Here is a 16,832-nt window from a genome sequence, read left to right as displayed (position 1 = left end):
GCGGCCGGCCCGAAGGTAAGAACGTAAGAACGGCCCCGAAGGCTACGTGCTGAACCGTAGCCATACGTCCGTGGGGTAACCGGGTTACTCGTCGGAAGTAGCTTTGCCCCCGAAGAAGCGCCGGATGGCTGTTCCGGCCGCGGCCAGCAGCGCCACCAGTACCTTCCAGAACTTGGCTACCAGTGCGAAAGCCCCGGCCTTGGCCAGCACCTTGCCGGCTACCAGTCCCCCAATGCCGTAAGCGGCTACCTCATCCAGCTTCGGGTCAAAGTCGGCGTACTGCAGGCCTTTCGGGAATTCTACGCTCTTGATGACGGCCGGAATGGAGGCGCGCACTTCCGGTAGTTGCTCCAGGCCCCCGATGGCGTTCAGGTTTAACACGCCCTTGCGGCCGAGCAAGCGCACGTTGTAGTTGAGGGTAGGGGCGGAAGTGCCGCTGAAGCGCAGTTCCTTGGCCCAGTGCAGTACGTTCAGCTTGGGGTCGTAGAAGGGTTTGGCGGCCCACCCGATGAGTAGTACCCGCCCGAAGCCGGCCTGCTCCCGCTCGTCGTTGGCGGCCTCCGTGTCTTCCTGCATTTCCTTGAGCAGGGCGTCGTAGTCGATGTCGGCGGCATCACCATCCTGCACGTAGCCCAGGGGCTCGTACTCCAGGGAAAAGGCCCAGCCATCCTCGTCGAGCGGGCCTTTGGCGGCCGGAAACAGCATGCCCAGCGACTCGCCATCGGGGTTGTCCCAGAGCGTGGTCAGTACGTAGCGGCTCTGCACCATATCAAGGTAGCGGAAGCCAGCCGGCACGTGCAGGATGCCTTTGCCCTCGGGCAGTACCACCCGGCCCGTCTGGTAGTGCAGGGTAGCGTGCACCGAATCGGCGTACTGCTGGTAGCGGTCCACGGAATCGGTAGGGGTAGGGGCGGCCGAACTGGCCAGCGGCGTTAGGGCCAGGGCGGCCAGGAGTAGAAGTTTTTTCAAGCGGTATACTGAATAGGTGTGAATAAGATTTTGCGGACAAGATACGCCGCTACTGCCGGGCTGCGCACGAAACAAATTGGAAGAAAGCGAATTTTTATGCCCACTGGCCCTTTCTCTGGGCCCGGCGCTGAACCAGATAAAGCTGCCGGTAGCTGGTTACCTTTGCCCACACTTCCTTTGACTAGTAGTTCACCAGTCCCCACCGCATGAAATTCGGAACCAAAGCCATTCACGCCGGCGTGCACCCCGACCCCACCACCGGGGCCATCATGACGCCGATTTACCAGACCTCGACCTACGTGCAACGCTCGCCCGGCGACCACAAAGGCTTCGAGTACTCGCGCACCCACAACCCTACCCGCTCCCAGCTCCAGGACGCGCTGGCGGCCCTCGATAACGGCAAGCACGGCCTGGCCTTCGCTACCGGTATGGCGGCCATCGACTGCATTGTGAAGCTGCTGCAACCCGGCGACGAGGTCATCAGCACCAACGACCTGTACGGCGGCTCCTACCGCCTGTTCACGAAGGTGTATCAGAACTACGGCATCAAGTTTCACTTCGTGCCCATGCACGACATGACGGCCGTGGAAGCCGCCGTGACCGAGCGCACCAAGCTGATTTGGGTAGAAACGCCCACCAACCCCCTGCTCAACGTCATCGACATTGCCGCCGCTTCGGCCGTAGCCAAGAAAGCCGGCGCCCTGCTGGTGGTCGATAACACCTTCTCCACGCCCTACCTGCAAACCCCGCTGGAGCTGGGCGCCGACATGGTGATGTACTCCCTGACCAAGTACATGGCCGGCCACTCCGATACGGTGATGGGCGCCGTGATTGTGAATGATGACGAGCTGCACCAGCGCCTGAGCTTCTACCAGAACGCCTGCGGCGGCACGCCCGGCCCCCAGGACTGCTTTCTGGTGCTGCGCGGCCTCAAAACTCTGCACGTGCGCATGCAGCGTCACTGCGAGAATGGCCGCAAAGTAGCCGAGTTCCTTAAGGCCCACCCCAAGGTGGAGAAAGTGTACTGGCCCGGCTTCGAGGACCATCCCAACCACGCCGTGGCGGCTAAGCAAATGCGCGACTTCGGGGGCATGATTTCCTTTGTGCTCAAGGGCGACCGGCAGGAGGATGCCGTGGCTACCCTGGAGAAATTCCAGCTGTTTTCCCTGGCCGAAAGCCTGGGCGGCGTAGAAAGCCTCTCGGGCCACCCCGCCACCATGACACACGCCAGCATTCCCGCCGAGGAGCGTCGCAAAGCCGGCCTCTCCGACTCGCTGATTCGCCTCAGCGTGGGCATTGAAGACGCCGACGACCTGCTGGAGGACTTGCAGCAGGCCATTGGGTAGCAAAAATGCCCTAACTCCTGGCGGCACGAGCGAAAATTCTGGGCCGTTAACTACCGCTGAAAGCCAGCTCCCTGCCCCGGGAGCTGGCTTTTACTTGGCCGGCGGGGGAAGCAACAATCTGGCGGGCTCCGGGCGGCGTACATGCAAGCCAACCGCCGATGCTATGCGCCTCTTACTACTGCTGAGTTTTTTCCTGTACTTCGGCTGCACCCAGCCTGCTTCCGAGCCGGCGCCCCGTGCGGCCGCGCCCCCCGCGCCTACCCCCGCGGCCCCGCCCGGCTCGGTGCGCTACCTAGCCCTGGGCGACTCCTACACCATCGGGCAGAGCGTGCCCGAGGCGGACCGCTGGTGCGTGCAGCTAGCCCAGTTGGGCCGAGCTGAGGTACTGACTACCCCTGCTGTTATTGCCCAAACCGGCTGGACCACCGCCGACCTGCTGCGCGCCATCCGGGCGGCCAACCCGCCCGCCACCTACGGGCTGGTTTCTCTGCTCATTGGCGTCAACAATCAGTACCAGGGCCTACCGCTGCCTGGCTACCGCACCGAATTTCGGGAGTTGCTGCAAACAGCCGTGCGGCTGGCCGGCGGCCGGGCCGGGCGGGTAGTAGTGCTGTCGATTCCAGACTGGGGCCAGTCGCCGACGGGGCGCAGCTCCAACCCGGCCCAGATTGCCCGGGAAATCGACCAGTTCAACGGCGTAGCCCGCGACGAGTGCCTGCGGGCTGGCATTGCCTTCGTGGAAATAACCGACCTGACCCGCGCGGCCAGCGGCGACGCCACCCAGTTTGCTTCCGACGGGCTGCATTATTCGGGCCGGCAGATGCAGCAGTGGGCCACCCGTACGCTGCCCGTGGTGCGGCAGCTGCTGGCAAAATAAGCCCGCGGGAAAGTAAACCGGGCAGCTGTGCGTCATCGGAAGCAACTGCTCTTCGGTAGTTATTTCCTGATCTGATGAAAACTCCTTCCCGCTTTACCGGCAAAAAATACCTGAATACCCTTCCTACCAGCGTAGGCGCCAACTACGGACCTATGCTCCGCCGCTGGCTCACGGGTAAGGAAGAGCGGCAGCCCCGCCGCCCGCTCGGGCCTTTCCGCGCCGATGCCGCCGCGCTGGCCGCGCCCGTACCAGCTGAGGCGCTGCGCGTAACGTGGTTTGGCCATTCTACTACTCTAGTAGAAATTGATGGCAAACGGTTCCTGACCGACCCAGTATGGCGGCTGCGGGCCTCGCCGGTAGCCCTGGGGCCTAAGCGCTTTTTCGCCGCGCCGCTACCCCTGGCGGAGCTGCCGAAGCTAGACGGTGTTATCCTGTCGCACGACCATTACGACCACCTCGACAAAGACGCTATCCGGTCGCTGGCGCCCACGGGCGTGCCGTTCTATTGCCCCTTGGGGGTAGGCGGCCACCTGCGCCGCTGGGGCGTGCCCGCCTCCCAGATTCATGAGCTGGACTGGTGGCAGGAAATTCGGGTAGGGGAGACGCACACGCTGGCGGCCACGCCGGCCCGTCACTTCACCGGCCGCGGCCTGTTGCGCGACAACACCCTGTGGGCCTCCTGGTGCCTGCTGGGTCCCCGGCACCGCGCCTTTTTCGGTGGCGACTCGGGGCCGTTTGAAAGTGGATTCCGCGAAATTGGCGCGGCCTACGGTCCCTTCGACCTAGTGATGCTGGAAATTGGGGCCTACGACGAGCAGTGGGCCGAAATCCACATGGGGCCCGACCACGCCTTGGCCGCGCACCGGGCTCTGGGCGGCGGGGCGCTGCTGCCCCTGCACTGGGCTACGTTCAACCTGGCCTTCCACAGCTGGCACGAGCCCGCCGACCGGCTGGTGGCCGCGGCCGGGCCAGACGTACCGCTGCTGTTGCCCGCGCCCGGCCAGCGGGTGGAGGTAGCTGCCGGGCCCTTGCCGGAGCGGTGGTGGCACGCCTACCTGAGCGGCCGCCCGTAAGCCTCTCCCAAACATTCTGGCATCCCGCTGAAACAAACGGCGCGGGGCGAAGTTGTAGCAGGGTTCCGACCTCCGCCCGGCGGATACGGAACTCTGCTTTACTTTTGCCGCGTGAAACATTACTCCTCAGCCGCTCTAGTGGAAAGCCGGTTGACTGCCCGCTTTTCCCTTTCCCCAGCCTTGTCCGTGGCCCTGTCGGTGGCCGCCGGGGTAGGGTGTTGTTGCTGTTGCTGAGTACGTGCGGGGGTACTGCCGTGGTAGCCAGCATTTTTTGCTACCCTTTCAAGGTACATTCTTGTAGCTGAACGCTACCGGCTACCCGGCCGGGAGTTGCGTATTGGGCAGAAAAGCCCCCCTGAAGTTTCTAGTTAGGCTTGTTTCTTTTTGCTGCCAGTAGCGGCGGGCAGAGGAGGCGTAAGCGCTGTAGTTGTTGCTGTTGAATTGATTTCGTCCGGCGGCCCGCGTAGCCAGCGCCGGGGCGAGCCTGTGGTTGTCTCTTTTTTCTTTTTTGTATGAACCATCTATTCTCCAATCGTCTGGGGCTGGTAACGGCATTGTCGCTGACGAGCTTCGCCGCCGTGGCCCAGAATATTAGCGTGTCGGGGCGCGTGACCAACGCGGCCGGCCAGGGCCAGCCCGGCGTAACGGTGCTAGAGCGCGGCACCACCAACGGCACCAGCACCGACGCCGACGGCCGCTACCGCCTGGAGGTGGCGCCCACTGCTACCCTGGTGTTTTCGGCCATTGGGGCCACTACCCAGCAGCTACCCCTCAGCGGCCGCACCAGCTTGGATGTGCGCTTGCAGGACAACGAAACGGCCCTAAACGAAGTGGTAGTAACCGGCTCCCGGGCTACGGAGGGCCGTTCCAACATCCTGACCACTTCTCCCGTCGATGTTATTTCGGCCCGCGAAATCAAGGCCTATGCCCAGACTGACGTCACCCAGATTCTGACCTACATTGCCCCGTCCTTCCAAAGCAGCCGCCAAACCGTAACCGATGGTACTGACTTCGTGGACCCGGCTACCCTACGCGGCCTGGGCCCCGACCAAGTGCTGGTGCTGGTGAACGGCAAGCGCCGCCACACCTCGGCCCTGGTGAACATCAACGGCACGCCCGGCCGCGGCTCGGTGGGTACCGACATGAACGTGATTCCCCCGGCGGCCATCAAGCGCATAGAGGTGCTGCGCGAGGGCGCGGCGGCCCAGTACGGCTCCGATGCCATTGCTGGTGTTATCAACATTCAGCTCAAGGACGACACCACCGGCGTATTTGCCAGCAGCACCATAGGCCAGACGGTGGAAGGCGACGGGGAACTGGTGCAGGCCGATGCCAACGCCGGCTTCGGGCTGGGGCGCCGGGGCTTTGTGAACGTGAGCGGGCAATTCAGCAACCGCTCTTTCGTGGACCGCAGCCGCCCCGACACGGCCCCATTGATTTACCTGGGTAGCGGCGGTACCTACCCTAGCGGCCTCTCTGACCAGCAGAAGCGCGACCTGAAAGCTCAGGACGACGCCCTGGTGGCCGAGCGTGGCTTCAACCGCCGCAACATTCGGGTAGGCAGCTCCGACGTGCGCACTTACGGGGGCTTCGTGAATGCCGCCTACACGGTGGCGCCGACTCTCGATATGGAAGTGTACGCGGCCGGCGGCCTCACCCGCCGCACCGGCCGGGCCGGGGCCCTCTACCGCCTGCCCAACCAGGCCACCCAGAGCGACCTGACGATTTACCCGAACGGCTACCTGCCCTTCATCAACAGCACCGTGGATGATGCCTCCCTGATTACGGGCATCCGCGGTACGGTGCTGGGCTTTGCGGCCGATTTAAGCAACACCTACGGCCGCAACAGCCTGCGCTACGACGTTACGAACACGCTGAACGCCTCCTTGCCCGAGCGCACCAGCCCTACCGAGTTCTACGCCGGCACGCTCACCTTTCAGCAGAACACCGTGAACCTGGGCTTCTCGCGCAAGTTTACCAGCGTGCCCGCCCTGAGCACCCTGAACGTGGCCTTCGGGGGCGAGTTTCGCACCGATATGTTTGAAATTGAAGCCGGGGAGGAAGGCTCCTACCTGGCCGGCACCCGCACCGTGACCGTGAACGGGGCCAGCGCCCGCGCCGCCTTCGGCTCCCAGGGCTTCCCTGGCTACACCCCCCGCGACGCCACCAACCGCACCCGCACCAACGTGGCCGGCTACCTGGACCTGGAAAGCGACATCACCGAAAAACTGCTGGTGAGCGTGGCCGGCCGGGCCGAGCGCTACTCTGATTTCGGCAATAACGTGAGCGGCAAGCTGGCCGCCCGCTACAGCATCCTGCCCGACTTGGCAGTGCGCGGTAACCTGGGTAACGGCTTCCGGGCGCCCTCCCTGCAGCAGCGCTACTTCACCAACTCCAGCACCCAGTTCACCAGCGGGGAGCTGCGCGAGGTGCTCACCACCAACAACGACAACCCCCTGACCCGGGCTTTCGGCATCGGCTCTTTAAAGCAGGAAAAATCGAAGAACTACAGTCTGGGCCTCACGGCGCGGGTGCTCCGCACGATTACCCTGACGGTGGACGCCTACCAGATTGACATCAAGGACCGGATTGTGCTTAGCAGCCAGTTCAACCGCGGCAATGCGGCTGTGAATACCATCCTGGGCACGCTGCCGGTGCAGGGCATTCAGTTCTTCGCCAACGCCGTGAACACCCGCACCCGCGGCGTAGATATTGTAGCTAACGAGCGTCTGCAACTTGGCACGGAAAGCCGCCTGACTTTGACGGCTGCGGCTAACTTCAACGAAACCACCGTGCGAAGCTTCAACAGCTCGGCGTTTATTGATGCTAACCCCAGCCTGCAAAACACCCTCTTCGACCGCGCCCAGCGCGCCCGCCTCGAAAACGGCCAGCCCCGCAGCAAAATCAACCTGAGCGCCGACTACGGCTACAAGATTTTCAGTGTCAACCTGCGCACCGTGCGCTTCGGGGAAATCCAGACCAAGGACGCCAACCCCGACCGTTCCTACATCGACCAGACCTTCTCGGCTAAATGGGTAACTGACCTGGTACTTAGCGCCCAGGTGATTAAGAACGTAGGCCTGAGCATCGGGGCCAACAACCTGTTCAACGTGTACCCGGACCGCCTCTACCAGGACCCCAACAACAACGAGCAGAGCCTGAACTACACTACCCTGGATGCTACCAACCGGGGCCGCTTCCCTTACAGCTCCAACCAGTTCGGCTACAGCGGGGCCTTCTACTTCGGCCGCGTGAACCTGTCGTTCTAATCCATAGCAGGCCAGCGTACCGCACCAATGGCAACGGCCGGCTCCCCACCTGAGGAGCCGGCCGTTGTTGTGCGTAATGGAGCCGCGTTACTCGCGCAGCAAACGGGCTTGCTCTTGCCCGTCGGCGGTGCGGGCCAGGTACAGGCCGGGCGCCAGGGTGGGGGTGGGCCGCCACGTCACGCTACCATCGGGGCGGCTGGTGAGCTGGGCTACTGCGCGGCCCAGGCCATCTACTACCAGCAGGGAGCGGCTACCCGGCTGGCTGAGCTGAAACTGTACCTGCTCCCGGAAGGGGGTAGGGTAGGCTGCTACCTGGGTTGGCAGCCGGAAAGAAGTGGTGGCCAGTATTTGGCTGGTAACGAGAATGGTAAGGGTCCGGACCTCAGTGCCGTTGGTAGGGGAAGTATTGTCGGAAACAGTAACTGGAATCCGGTAACGGCCCAGTGGCAGGGTCGCGGGCACATTCCACGTCAGGCGGACTTGGTTGTTGGGGAGGGATTGGAGAGACAAGCCAGGTAGAATGGCCGTAGCCTCACTGCTGAAGCGCAACACGGAGCCGGAATTCGGGTCAGCAGCGTCGAGTTTCAACTCGAGCTTGCGGCCGGGATTAACCCGGATGGTCTGATCCAGAGGATGTGAGGTGTTTCCTACAGCCAGGGCAGTAAATGCCGGATTTTGATTTGCACCAGCCCAGGTGCGATACATCATATCCCGCATGACACTCCCGATCTTGATCCATTGACCACTAACCCGGCGGTATTCCTCTACCCGCGCAGCCATGACATAATAGCCTAGCACCAGGGTAAACGACCCCGTGGACAGCTCCCCGGTGGCTGGGTTGATGGTGAAGTGGGGGCTAGGCGTCACCGGAATTGCTCGCGGGCAAGGGGCCACTCGGCTGGCACCTTGCGGGCTAATCATTTGGTATACCAAAGAGTCGCCATCGGCATCGAACGTAGAGAAGCTAAAGCGGTGAAATTGGTTGCCGGAGATGTAGGGTACTATATCAGACGTAAAAACGGGGGAGGTATTGGCCGCACCGATACTAGGGTCTAGGCGTAACTCCGCATCCACGTACATCCCGTAGTTATGCGACTCAGATAAGTTGAAAATGCCATACGAGCGGTTTTCCTCCGCCAGGCTGAGAGTCCAGTTGCCGAGCGAAGGCAGCGTTACTTCACCGCTGAACACCCGAAGGTCCGTAGTCGGCCCTATCGTAGTGCTGCTGGTTCGGCCAAGGTTAGCTGTGAAATTATCCGGATCAGCCGTAGCACAGTTGCTCTTCCGACAGTAAAGGGTAATCTCATTGGCGAAATCCGGGGACGTGTTGTAGCTTCTATCCCGATAAAGCTTCGCCGTGACATAATAGCGCCTAGGATCATTAGGAAACGGCCTGTAGCTTATCTCGCCGCCAATAATGTGGGATGCGCGTGCTGGGAGAATAGAAAGCAGGAAAGCAACGAGAAACAGGAGTTGGTATAATAAAGGTTTCTGCATATAGTGAACAGATCAGATGATTAAAGAATCGATACAGTCTTTTCCTGCTATTTGCCGCTTGCTGATGAATTGCTGTCCAGAATCTTGAGCAACTCGTTGAGCTTAGGCGTCAGGATGATTTCGGTGCGGCGGTTGAGGGCCTTGTTCTGGGGCGAGTCGTTGGCAGCGACGGGCACGTACTGGGAGCGGCCCGAGGCCGTGACGCGGGCCGGGGCTACCCCGCCCACCGTCAGCAGCCGCGCAATTTCCGTGGCGCGCAGCACGCTCAGGTCCCAGTTGTCCTGCATGGCCCCGGCGGGCCGGCTGAAGGGCACGTTGTCGGTGTGGCCTTCCACCACCACGTTTACATCGGGCTGCTGCTGAAGCACGGCGGCCAGCTGCTTCAGGGCCTCCTGGCCCTTGGGGTCTACTTTGGTGGAGCCCGACTTGAACAGGAGCTGCTCGGAAAGAGACACGTATACTTTGCCGTCCTTCATCTTCACCTGCAGATCGGTGCCCTGGAAGCCCCGCAGGGCGTTGCTCACGCTGGCTTTCAGGTTGTCCACGGCCCGGTCCTTTTCGGCCAGGGCCTGCTGCAACTCGGCCAGCTTGGCCTCCCGCACTTTCAGGTCGGCATTGAGCTTGTCGATGTCGGTGCGGCTTTTCTTAAGGGTGGTTTCCAGCTCGCCCAGCTCGGCCTCGCGGCGGGCCAGGTCCCGGGCTACCTTGTTGTAATCAGCCGACTTATCGGCCATGGCGCGGTCAGAGTTTTTGAGCAGCTTGTCGTAGGAGTCGGTGAGTTGGGCGTTAAGCTGCTGCAGGCGGCGCAGGCTGCGGCCGGTTTCGGTAGAGTCGTCGACGAGGCGGCGGGTGTCCAGGCGCAGTTGGGCCAGTTCATCAGAAGCCTTTTTCAGTTCCGTTACGGCTTGGCGCTGTTGGCGCTCCAGGTCGGCTTTGGCTTGTTCGGTGGCCGTCTGGCGGGCCTTGAGGTCGTCGTATTTCTTGGAGGCCACGCAGCCAGGCAGGGTAGAGGAAGCAAGCAGCGCGACAACTGCGAGGGCAGAGAAGTTTTTCACAAAAAAGAGCACAGAGTAATACAGGTTCTATGGAAGGGAGCCCACGCCCACTTTTCCTGTAGCAAGGTAGCGTCCGGACCCGGAACTTCTACGCCCGGGGCCTCGCCGAATAAGTGGGGGCCGACGCGCTACAGACGTCACCGGTGTTAGCCCGGGCGGATGACCGCGGGACGTTGCTACGGTTGAGCAGGCCGTTACACTTGGCATGCCGCCGTAACAAGGCTCTTCGGCTACCGCCTCAGGATGACCGAGGCTTTCATGCTTGCCTTGCCCAACTTGCTGAATCCCTCCGTGACCCCATCACAATTTCACCATCTGGCTTAACTTGCACCGTGGAAGCCCCCTCTACCTGCCGGTAGCCGCCCTTACCGGCCTTCCCTCTCTCACCGATCTAAGCACCTCACCCCTATGTCTTCCTGGTTTAAGCGCAAAGAAAAAGGCATCGTTACGCCCACGGAACAGAAGAAGGAAACGCCCGATGGCCTGTGGTACAAGTGCCCGGAGTGCAAAACCGTGGCTACTATGGCCGAGCACAAGCGCCTGCTCTCTACCTGCGGTAACTGTGGCCACCACGACCGGATTGACGCCGCAGAGTACTTCGACTTTCTGTTCGATAACCACGCCTACACGGAGCTGGATGCCGACCTGCGCTCGGCCGACCCGCTGAATTTCGTGGACACGAAAGCCTACCCCCAGCGCGTGGCCGCTACCGAAAAGAATACCGGCCTCAAGGATGCCGTACGCGCGGCTCACGGCCAGCTCAACGGCCTGGGCCTGGTAGTAGCGGCCATGGATTTCAAGTTTATTGGCGGCTCTATGGGCTCGGTGGTTGGCGAGAAGATTGCCCGTGCCATCGACTATGCCCGCCAGAACCGTTTGCCCTTCCTGATGATTTCGCGCTCCGGTGGAGCCCGCATGATGGAGGCCGGCTACTCGCTTATGCAAATGGCCAAAACCTCGGCCAAGCTGGCCCTGCTCTCAGAAGCGGGCATCCCGTATATCTCCCTGCTGACTGACCCTACTACGGGTGGCGTTACGGCCTCGTTTGCCATGCTCGGCGACTTCAACATTGCGGAGCCGGGGGCCCTGATCGGGTTTGCCGGTCCCCGCGTTATCAAGGAAACCATCGGCAAGGATTTGCCCAAAGGCTTTCAGAGCGCCGAGTTTGTGCTGGAGCACGGCTTCCTGGATTTCATTGTGGACCGGAAGGAGCTCAAGCAAAAACTTGCCGATTTGCTGACCATGCTCAAAGCAGCGGAAGTGCCTGCCGCTGAGCCGGCTGCCCTAGTCCGTTAGGAGCAAGGCGGCCTGGAGCCTGATTTTTCGGCAAGCTTTTTGGAAAAAGCCCGTTGTCTACCTGGTCAGGGTAGTCAGCGGGCTTTTTTGCTGGCTGCGGCCGGGCCGGTGCACCAGGGAAGCTGCACTATGTCAGCCGAACATTTTTCAGATAACCGCAGTAAGAATCCCAACTGGTCCACCTAGCTCTTTCCCTTTCACCCTATTTCCACGAATATGACTTCTCGCAATTCTCTGCTCACTTTACTCATGGCCCTTGTGCTGTTCATGAGCTCCTGCGCCAGCACCAACACGCGTAACCCCAACATTCCGGAAGCTGATACCAACGGCACTGGCCCGCGCAAAACCGGCACAAGCCGCACGGTAAAAGGTGGCGCCATCGGCGCTGGCGCTGGCGCCGTAGCCGGGGCTGTGCTGGGTCGCGTAATCGGGGGTAAATCAGGTACGGCCGCCGGGGCTATTATTGGAGCCGCCGTGGGTGGTACCGGGGGCGCTCTGATTGGCCGCCGCATGGACAAACAAGCCGAAGAGCTGCAGCGCGACATGCAAAACGCCCGGGTAGAACGTGTAGGCGAAGGCATCAAAATCACCTTCGACGCCGGCATCCTCTTCGATACCAACAAGAGCGACCTGCGCCCGGCTTCTATGTCGGAAATCCAAAAAATGGCCGAGGTGCTGAAAAAATACCCCGATACCAACGTACTGGTAGAAGGCCATACCGACAACACAGGTTCCGATGCTATCAACCAGCCCTTGTCGGAGCGCCGGGCTCAAGCCGTAGCTAACTATACCACTTCGCAAGGGGTAGACGCGGCCCGTATTACTACCAAAGGCTACGGTTCGTCGCAGCCCATTGCTGATAACACCACCGCCGAGGGCCGCCAAGCCAACCGTCGGGTAGAAATTGCCATCTACGCCAACGAGAAGATGAAGAAGGCCGCCGAAAACGGTACCCTGTAATTCTCCCTCGTTTTCTTTTGCAAAAAAGCCGCCCGGAAGGAGCGGCTTTTTTGTGTTTTCTAAGCTGGGTGGAAGCTACCCGGTAGGAAAGCCCAGTTAGTCTTAAAAAGGATTTTAACAGGGTAGAGGAATTAGAATACCTGCAAAAATAAGCTGACTTTGAAGCACTTCGAGCGTTATAAGCAGTAGCTGAAAACCGGCCGGACAGATACAGAAGCTGCTTTTACATAATTTTTGGTGTGAGAATTCGTTTTTGGCAAGGTGGTTGCAATTCAAGTATTCCTAGAGGAGGTAGTCGAATAAAAGTTGTACCGAATACCTTTGCTGCACAGTTTCCGCTTACATCACACCAACTCACTCTAACTCCCGAACATCATGAAAAATCTTCGTTCCCTGTATGCTCTGCTGCTGGCCGTGTTGCTGCTAGGCACCAGCGCCGCCGAGGCGCAAACCACTACCACGAAAAAACCCTGGAGCAAAACTGCCAAAGGCGGCGTCATCGGCGGCCTGGGCGGAGCGGCGGGTGGTGCCGTACTAGGCCGCATCATTGGTGGTAAGTCGGGCACTGCCAAAGGCGCCATCATTGGGGCTGCCGTGGGCGGCGGTGCCGGTGCTCTGATTGGCCGTCGGATGGACAAGCAGGCCGCTGAGCTGCAGAAAGAAATGGCTGGGGCTAAAGTGGAGCGCGTAGGCGAAGGAATTAAAATTACCTTCGACTCAGGCCTGCTCTTCGCTAAAAACTCGTCGGCTCTAACCTCAGCCGCTCAGGAAAACATCAAAGACTTGGCTAAAACCCTCGTGAAGTACGGCGACACCAACGTAATTGTGGAAGGCCACACGGATAATACTGGCTCCGATGCCATCAACGACCCCTTGTCGCAGCGCCGGGCTCAGGCTGTGGCTAATTACGCCCAGCAGCAAGGCGTAGATGCTTCGCGCTTCACTGTATCGGGCTACGGCTCAAAGCAGCCCATTGCCGATAACTCGACTGAGGCTGGCCGCCAGGCTAACCGCCGCGTAGAAGTAGCCATCTTCGCCAACGAGAAGCTGAAGAAGGCTGCCGAGAAAGGCACCATCTAAGTAACTCCTGCATAAGGAATGAGCCAGGAAGGATGCTCGTTCCGGTAAGGCGGCCCCGCTACCTACTTGGTCGCGGGGCCGTTTTTGTTGCAGTAGGCATAAGCTACGTGGCGGTTGGCCAGCAAGCAGGAAGGAGAAATAAACGGACTTGACAATCGGCCACGCTGCGTATCCGTACTCTTCATTCTCCTTATTCATTCCTCACTCCCCTCGTATGCCCGCTACCTACACCTCGCCCGCCCCGGAAAAAACCACTGAAAATTACCAGGTGCTGCAGCGCTTCTACCCACCCCTGACGCAGGACGCGCCCCGCCGCTCGCCCATGCGGGAGCTGATTTCTACCGTCCTGTCGCACCGCACTACCCACGCCGATGAGGAACTGGCCTACGACCGGATGCTGGAGGCTTTCGGCGACTGGGAAGGGGTGCTGCGGGCCCCAACGGCGGAGCTGGCCCATGCTATCCGGACTACCCGCTGGCCCGATACCCAGGCCCCGCGAATTCAGGAGATTCTGCGCCGCATTAAAGCCGAGCGGGGTGAGTTCGCCTTGGACTTTCTGGAGGAGTGGCCCACGGAGCAGGGTATGCAGTGGCTGAATGATATGCCCGGCATCGGGCTGAAAACGGCCTCGCTGGTTTTGCTCTTCAACTTCCGTAAGCCTGTGCTGCCCGTAGATACGCACGTGCACCGGGTAGCCCAGCGCGTGGGCATGATCGGGCCCAAGGCATCGGTAGAGAAGGCCCACCAGGTGCTGCTGGAGCAACTGCCCAAAGACTCCTTGCTGCTCCTGAACTTCCATAAGCACAACTACTGGCACGGACAGAAAATCTGCTTTTTCACTAAGCCCGATTGCGCCCGCTGCCCGCTAAAGGCTTTCTGCAACTACTACCTGGAGCACTACGGCCCGGCCACCCCGGAGGCCCTGGCGGCTACTCCCGCCACCTGGAATACGGCCTGGGGCGCGTTGCCGCACTAAGTTCCGTCGCTAGTGCAGGCGCTGAATCCGTTCCTGCAGCGCATCTAGCAGTGGGTGCAGGTAGGCAGGAATATTTCGCTTCTGCGTGTCAATCAGCCAGAAGCGACGGGTACCCTGCTCGTTTATTTCCAGGTAGTAGCCACCCCAGTCGCCGGCATCAGGCTGCCCGATAACGCGTTGAGTTTCGCTCAGAAGCTGGGCCGGAATCAGAGCCGGCAAGTCGCTGACCTGGGCGTAGGCATCTGCGGAGCGGGGTGCGTATTTCCCCTCGTAAGCGCTGCTAGTACTCGGGTATGTGTCGGTGGTGTCCTCGGCCAACGTGTGCGCCCGGGCATCCAGCCGGAATATTTCTATGCACTGCTCTCCCAGGCAGTAGCCGTAGAAGTGGCCAAACACCACGGTATCCGGCTTAGGCGCGGGGTCGTCGTCTTGGCTACAGGCCGTGAGCAGGGTAGTAGCTACCAAAAAGCTAAAAAGGGAGCGGAGCGCGGGCATAACGGAGACCAAACAGTGGCGAGAGGGCACTAGGTGCCTGGAAGAGGCCATTGCCCGGTAAAAGGTTGCAGCTCCGTATCCTTTCCGCAGTTTTTGGGTTTATCAGCCGGCAGGTTGTGGTCCTGCCCCGTACCTTTACCCTCCTATGCGCCTTGTTCGTCATCCGGTTCTGTGCAATTACTACGTCACCTATCGGTGCAATGCGCGCTGCTCCTTCTGCGACATCTGGGAAAAGCCTTCGCCCTACATTCAGCTGGCCGACGTGGAGCGCAACTTGCGAGACCTGAAACGGCTGGGCGTGTCGGTGGTGGACTTTACGGGGGGCGAACCGCTGCTGCACCGGCAGATCCATGAGTTTGTGGGCTTGGCTCACGATATGGGCTTTATCACGACTCTGACGACTAACTGCCTGCTCTACCCCAAGTACGCCGAGAAGCTGCGCGGTAAGGTGGATATGCTGCATTTTTCCCTGGATGCCTCGGAGAAAGACGTACACGATAAAGGCCGCGGCGTGGCCTGCTTCGACTTTGTGCTGGAAAGCATCCGGGTAGCGCGGGAGCTGGGAGAGCGGCCCGACGTGCTGTTCACCGTGTTCCGCGAGAACTTGGCCGATATGGAGAAGGTGTACCAGGAAATTACCCGGCCGAACAAACTGGTGCTGCTGCTCAACCCCGCCTTCGAGTACAATGGCGTGGATACCGGCGAGCAACTCACGCCCGCCGAGCTGGACTACCTCTCGGCCTTTGGCAAGCGCCCCGGCGTCTACCTCAACGAAGCTTTTGTGGAACTGCGCCGCGACGGAGGCAACCACGTGGCCGCGCCTGTATGCCGGGCGGCCAGCACTACTCTGGTTATTTCGCCCAACAACGAACTGGTGCTGCCCTGCTACCACCTGGGTGAGCAGAAATTCCCCATCAACGGCCAGCTCTTCGACCTGTACCAATCTGGGCCGGTTCGGCACTTGGCGGCCCTGGAGGGGCGCCTGCCTCAGTGCGAGGGCTGTACCATCAACTGCTACATGCAACCCAGCTTCGCGGTAGAAACCAGTAAATACTTCTGGCAGGCCCTCCCCAGCACCCTCAAGTATAACTGGGAAAAAGGCACTTGGAAGCGGATGCTGGCGCGCTGAGCAACGAGGGTAGTAGTAAGTGCTTGGGGGTGAGGTAGCGGGGTAGAATATCGTCTCATCCTGAGCTGGCAGGGAGCCTTCTCAGCGTAAGTCGTCACAACAGAAAGCATTCACGCGTGAGCAGGCCCTTGATTCTGCTCAGAATAACCGGCTCTTGGTGTAGTAGGCACTACTCGTGCTTTCACGGAATCACAAACTCATTTACTCAATTACTCTATGCCCCTGATTCTGCCGGTTCTAGATAAACACCCCCAACTCGGGCCCAACTGCTACGTCGCCGACAATGCCACCATCGTCGGCGACGTCGAGTTGGGCGCTGATTGTACCGTCTGGTTTAATGCCGTAGTGCGCGGCGACGTGAACAGCATCCGCATCGGCGAGAAAACCAACATCCAAGACGGTGTCGTGATTCATTGCACCTACCAGAAGGCTGCCACTACCATCGGCAGTCGGGTTAGCCTGGGGCACAAAGCCATTGTTCACGGCTGTACGGTGGAGGATGATGTGCTGGTAGGCATGGGCGCTATTGTGATGGATGGGGCCGTGGTAGGGGCAGGCTGCATAATTGCGGCCGGCGCAGTGGTGCTGGAAAATACCCGGTGCGAGCCAGGCCACCTCTACGCCGGCATCCCCGCCCGCAAGATTAAGCCCGTTACGCAGGAGCAGCGGGCCAACATGCTCCGTACCGCCGACAACTATGTGCTTTACGCCAGTTGGTTCAGGAGCTGATAACCAGACCGGATAGCAAGTACAAGGGCCCGATGCAGAAGCATTGGGCCCTTGTACTTGCTATCCGGTAGAACACTAGGC

Annotated in this window: 14 protein-coding genes; 10 read left to right on the top strand and 4 right to left on the bottom strand. The window is 60.6% G+C overall.

The features are described 5' to 3' along the window. Positions 1-84: 84 nt before the first annotated feature. Positions 85-969 (bottom strand): DUF2167 domain-containing protein, encoded by an 885-nt coding sequence (locus K3G63_RS10830; protein ID WP_220614145.1) that lies wholly within the window; start codon positions 967-969, stop codon positions 85-87. Between the two features lie 206 nt (positions 970-1,175). Between K3G63_RS10830 and K3G63_RS10825 the strand changes: the two genes are divergently transcribed. The 4 genes from K3G63_RS10825 to K3G63_RS10810 all read left to right on the top strand — a co-directional run bounded on the left by K3G63_RS10825 (position 1,176) and on the right by K3G63_RS10810 (position 7,534). Beyond that, positions 1,176-2,315, top strand: coding sequence for a cystathionine gamma-synthase (locus tag K3G63_RS10825; RefSeq protein ID WP_220614144.1), 1,140 nt, complete (start codon positions 1,176-1,178; stop codon positions 2,313-2,315). Positions 2,316-2,478: 163 nt separating this feature from the next. Then, positions 2,479-3,192, top strand: a complete 714-nt coding sequence (locus tag K3G63_RS10820; RefSeq protein WP_220614143.1) for an SGNH/GDSL hydrolase family protein — start codon at positions 2,479-2,481, stop codon at positions 3,190-3,192. Positions 3,193-3,266: 74 nt separating this feature from the next. Next, a complete protein-coding gene (locus K3G63_RS10815) occupies positions 3,267-4,265 on the top strand; it encodes an MBL fold metallo-hydrolase (protein WP_220614142.1) in 999 nt (332 codons plus the stop codon). A 512-nt stretch (positions 4,266-4,777) separates the two neighbouring features. Beyond that, positions 4,778-7,534, top strand: a complete 2,757-nt coding sequence (locus K3G63_RS10810; RefSeq protein WP_220614141.1) for a TonB-dependent receptor — start codon at positions 4,778-4,780, stop codon at positions 7,532-7,534. Between the two features lie 87 nt (positions 7,535-7,621). Here the strand turns inward: K3G63_RS10810 and K3G63_RS10805 are convergent, their stop codons facing one another. Both K3G63_RS10805 and K3G63_RS10800 read right to left on the bottom strand, forming a co-directional pair. Then, entirely contained in the window at positions 7,622-8,725 is a 1,104-nt protein-coding gene (locus K3G63_RS10805; RefSeq protein WP_220614140.1) for a hypothetical protein, read from the bottom strand. A gap of 353 nt (positions 8,726-9,078) precedes the next feature. After that, positions 9,079-10,086, bottom strand: a complete 1,008-nt coding sequence (locus tag K3G63_RS10800; RefSeq protein ID WP_310794578.1) for an OmpA family protein — start codon at positions 10,084-10,086, stop codon at positions 9,079-9,081. A 408-nt stretch (positions 10,087-10,494) separates the two neighbouring features. On the opposite strand from K3G63_RS10800, the gene accD reads away from it, so the two are divergent. The 4 genes from accD to nth all read left to right on the top strand — a co-directional run bounded on the left by accD (position 10,495) and on the right by nth (position 14,398). Next, the gene (accD, locus tag K3G63_RS10795; protein WP_220614139.1) at positions 10,495-11,382 is read left to right on the top strand and encodes an acetyl-CoA carboxylase, carboxyltransferase subunit beta; all 888 of its coding nucleotides are present in this window, start codon (positions 10,495-10,497) and stop codon (positions 11,380-11,382) included. A gap of 216 nt (positions 11,383-11,598) precedes the next feature. Further along, complete coding sequence (locus K3G63_RS10790; RefSeq protein WP_259404415.1) at positions 11,599-12,342, top strand: OmpA family protein; 744 nt, start codon at positions 11,599-11,601, stop codon at positions 12,340-12,342. Positions 12,343-12,717: 375 nt separating this feature from the next. Further along, on the top strand, positions 12,718-13,422 hold the full coding sequence (locus K3G63_RS10785; RefSeq protein ID WP_220614138.1) for an OmpA family protein: 705 nt from the start codon (positions 12,718-12,720) through the stop codon (positions 13,420-13,422). A 214-nt stretch (positions 13,423-13,636) separates the two neighbouring features. Then, positions 13,637-14,398, top strand: a complete 762-nt coding sequence (nth, locus tag K3G63_RS10780) for an endonuclease III (RefSeq protein ID WP_220614137.1) — start codon at positions 13,637-13,639, stop codon at positions 14,396-14,398. A 9-nt stretch (positions 14,399-14,407) separates the two neighbouring features. Here the strand turns inward: nth and K3G63_RS10775 are convergent, their stop codons facing one another. After that, positions 14,408-14,893: a hypothetical protein gene (locus K3G63_RS10775; RefSeq protein ID WP_220614136.1), complete on the bottom strand. Its 486-nt coding sequence runs from the start codon at positions 14,891-14,893 to the stop codon at positions 14,408-14,410. Between the two features lie 145 nt (positions 14,894-15,038). On the opposite strand from K3G63_RS10775, the gene K3G63_RS10770 reads away from it, so the two are divergent. After that, complete coding sequence (locus tag K3G63_RS10770; RefSeq protein WP_220614135.1) at positions 15,039-16,022, top strand: radical SAM protein; 984 nt, start codon at positions 15,039-15,041, stop codon at positions 16,020-16,022. A 216-nt stretch (positions 16,023-16,238) separates the two neighbouring features. Continuing rightward, positions 16,239-16,751 (top strand): gamma carbonic anhydrase family protein, encoded by a 513-nt coding sequence (locus tag K3G63_RS10765; protein ID WP_220614134.1) that lies wholly within the window; start codon positions 16,239-16,241, stop codon positions 16,749-16,751. The last annotated feature ends 81 nt before the right edge of the window (positions 16,752-16,832 follow it).

The organism is Hymenobacter sp. HSC-4F20, assembly GCF_019599275.1.
Taxonomy (GTDB): domain Bacteria; phylum Bacteroidota; class Bacteroidia; order Cytophagales; family Hymenobacteraceae; genus Hymenobacter.
Note: the sequence above shows the minus strand (reverse complement) of the source record. Positions and strands in the feature narration are given on the sequence as shown.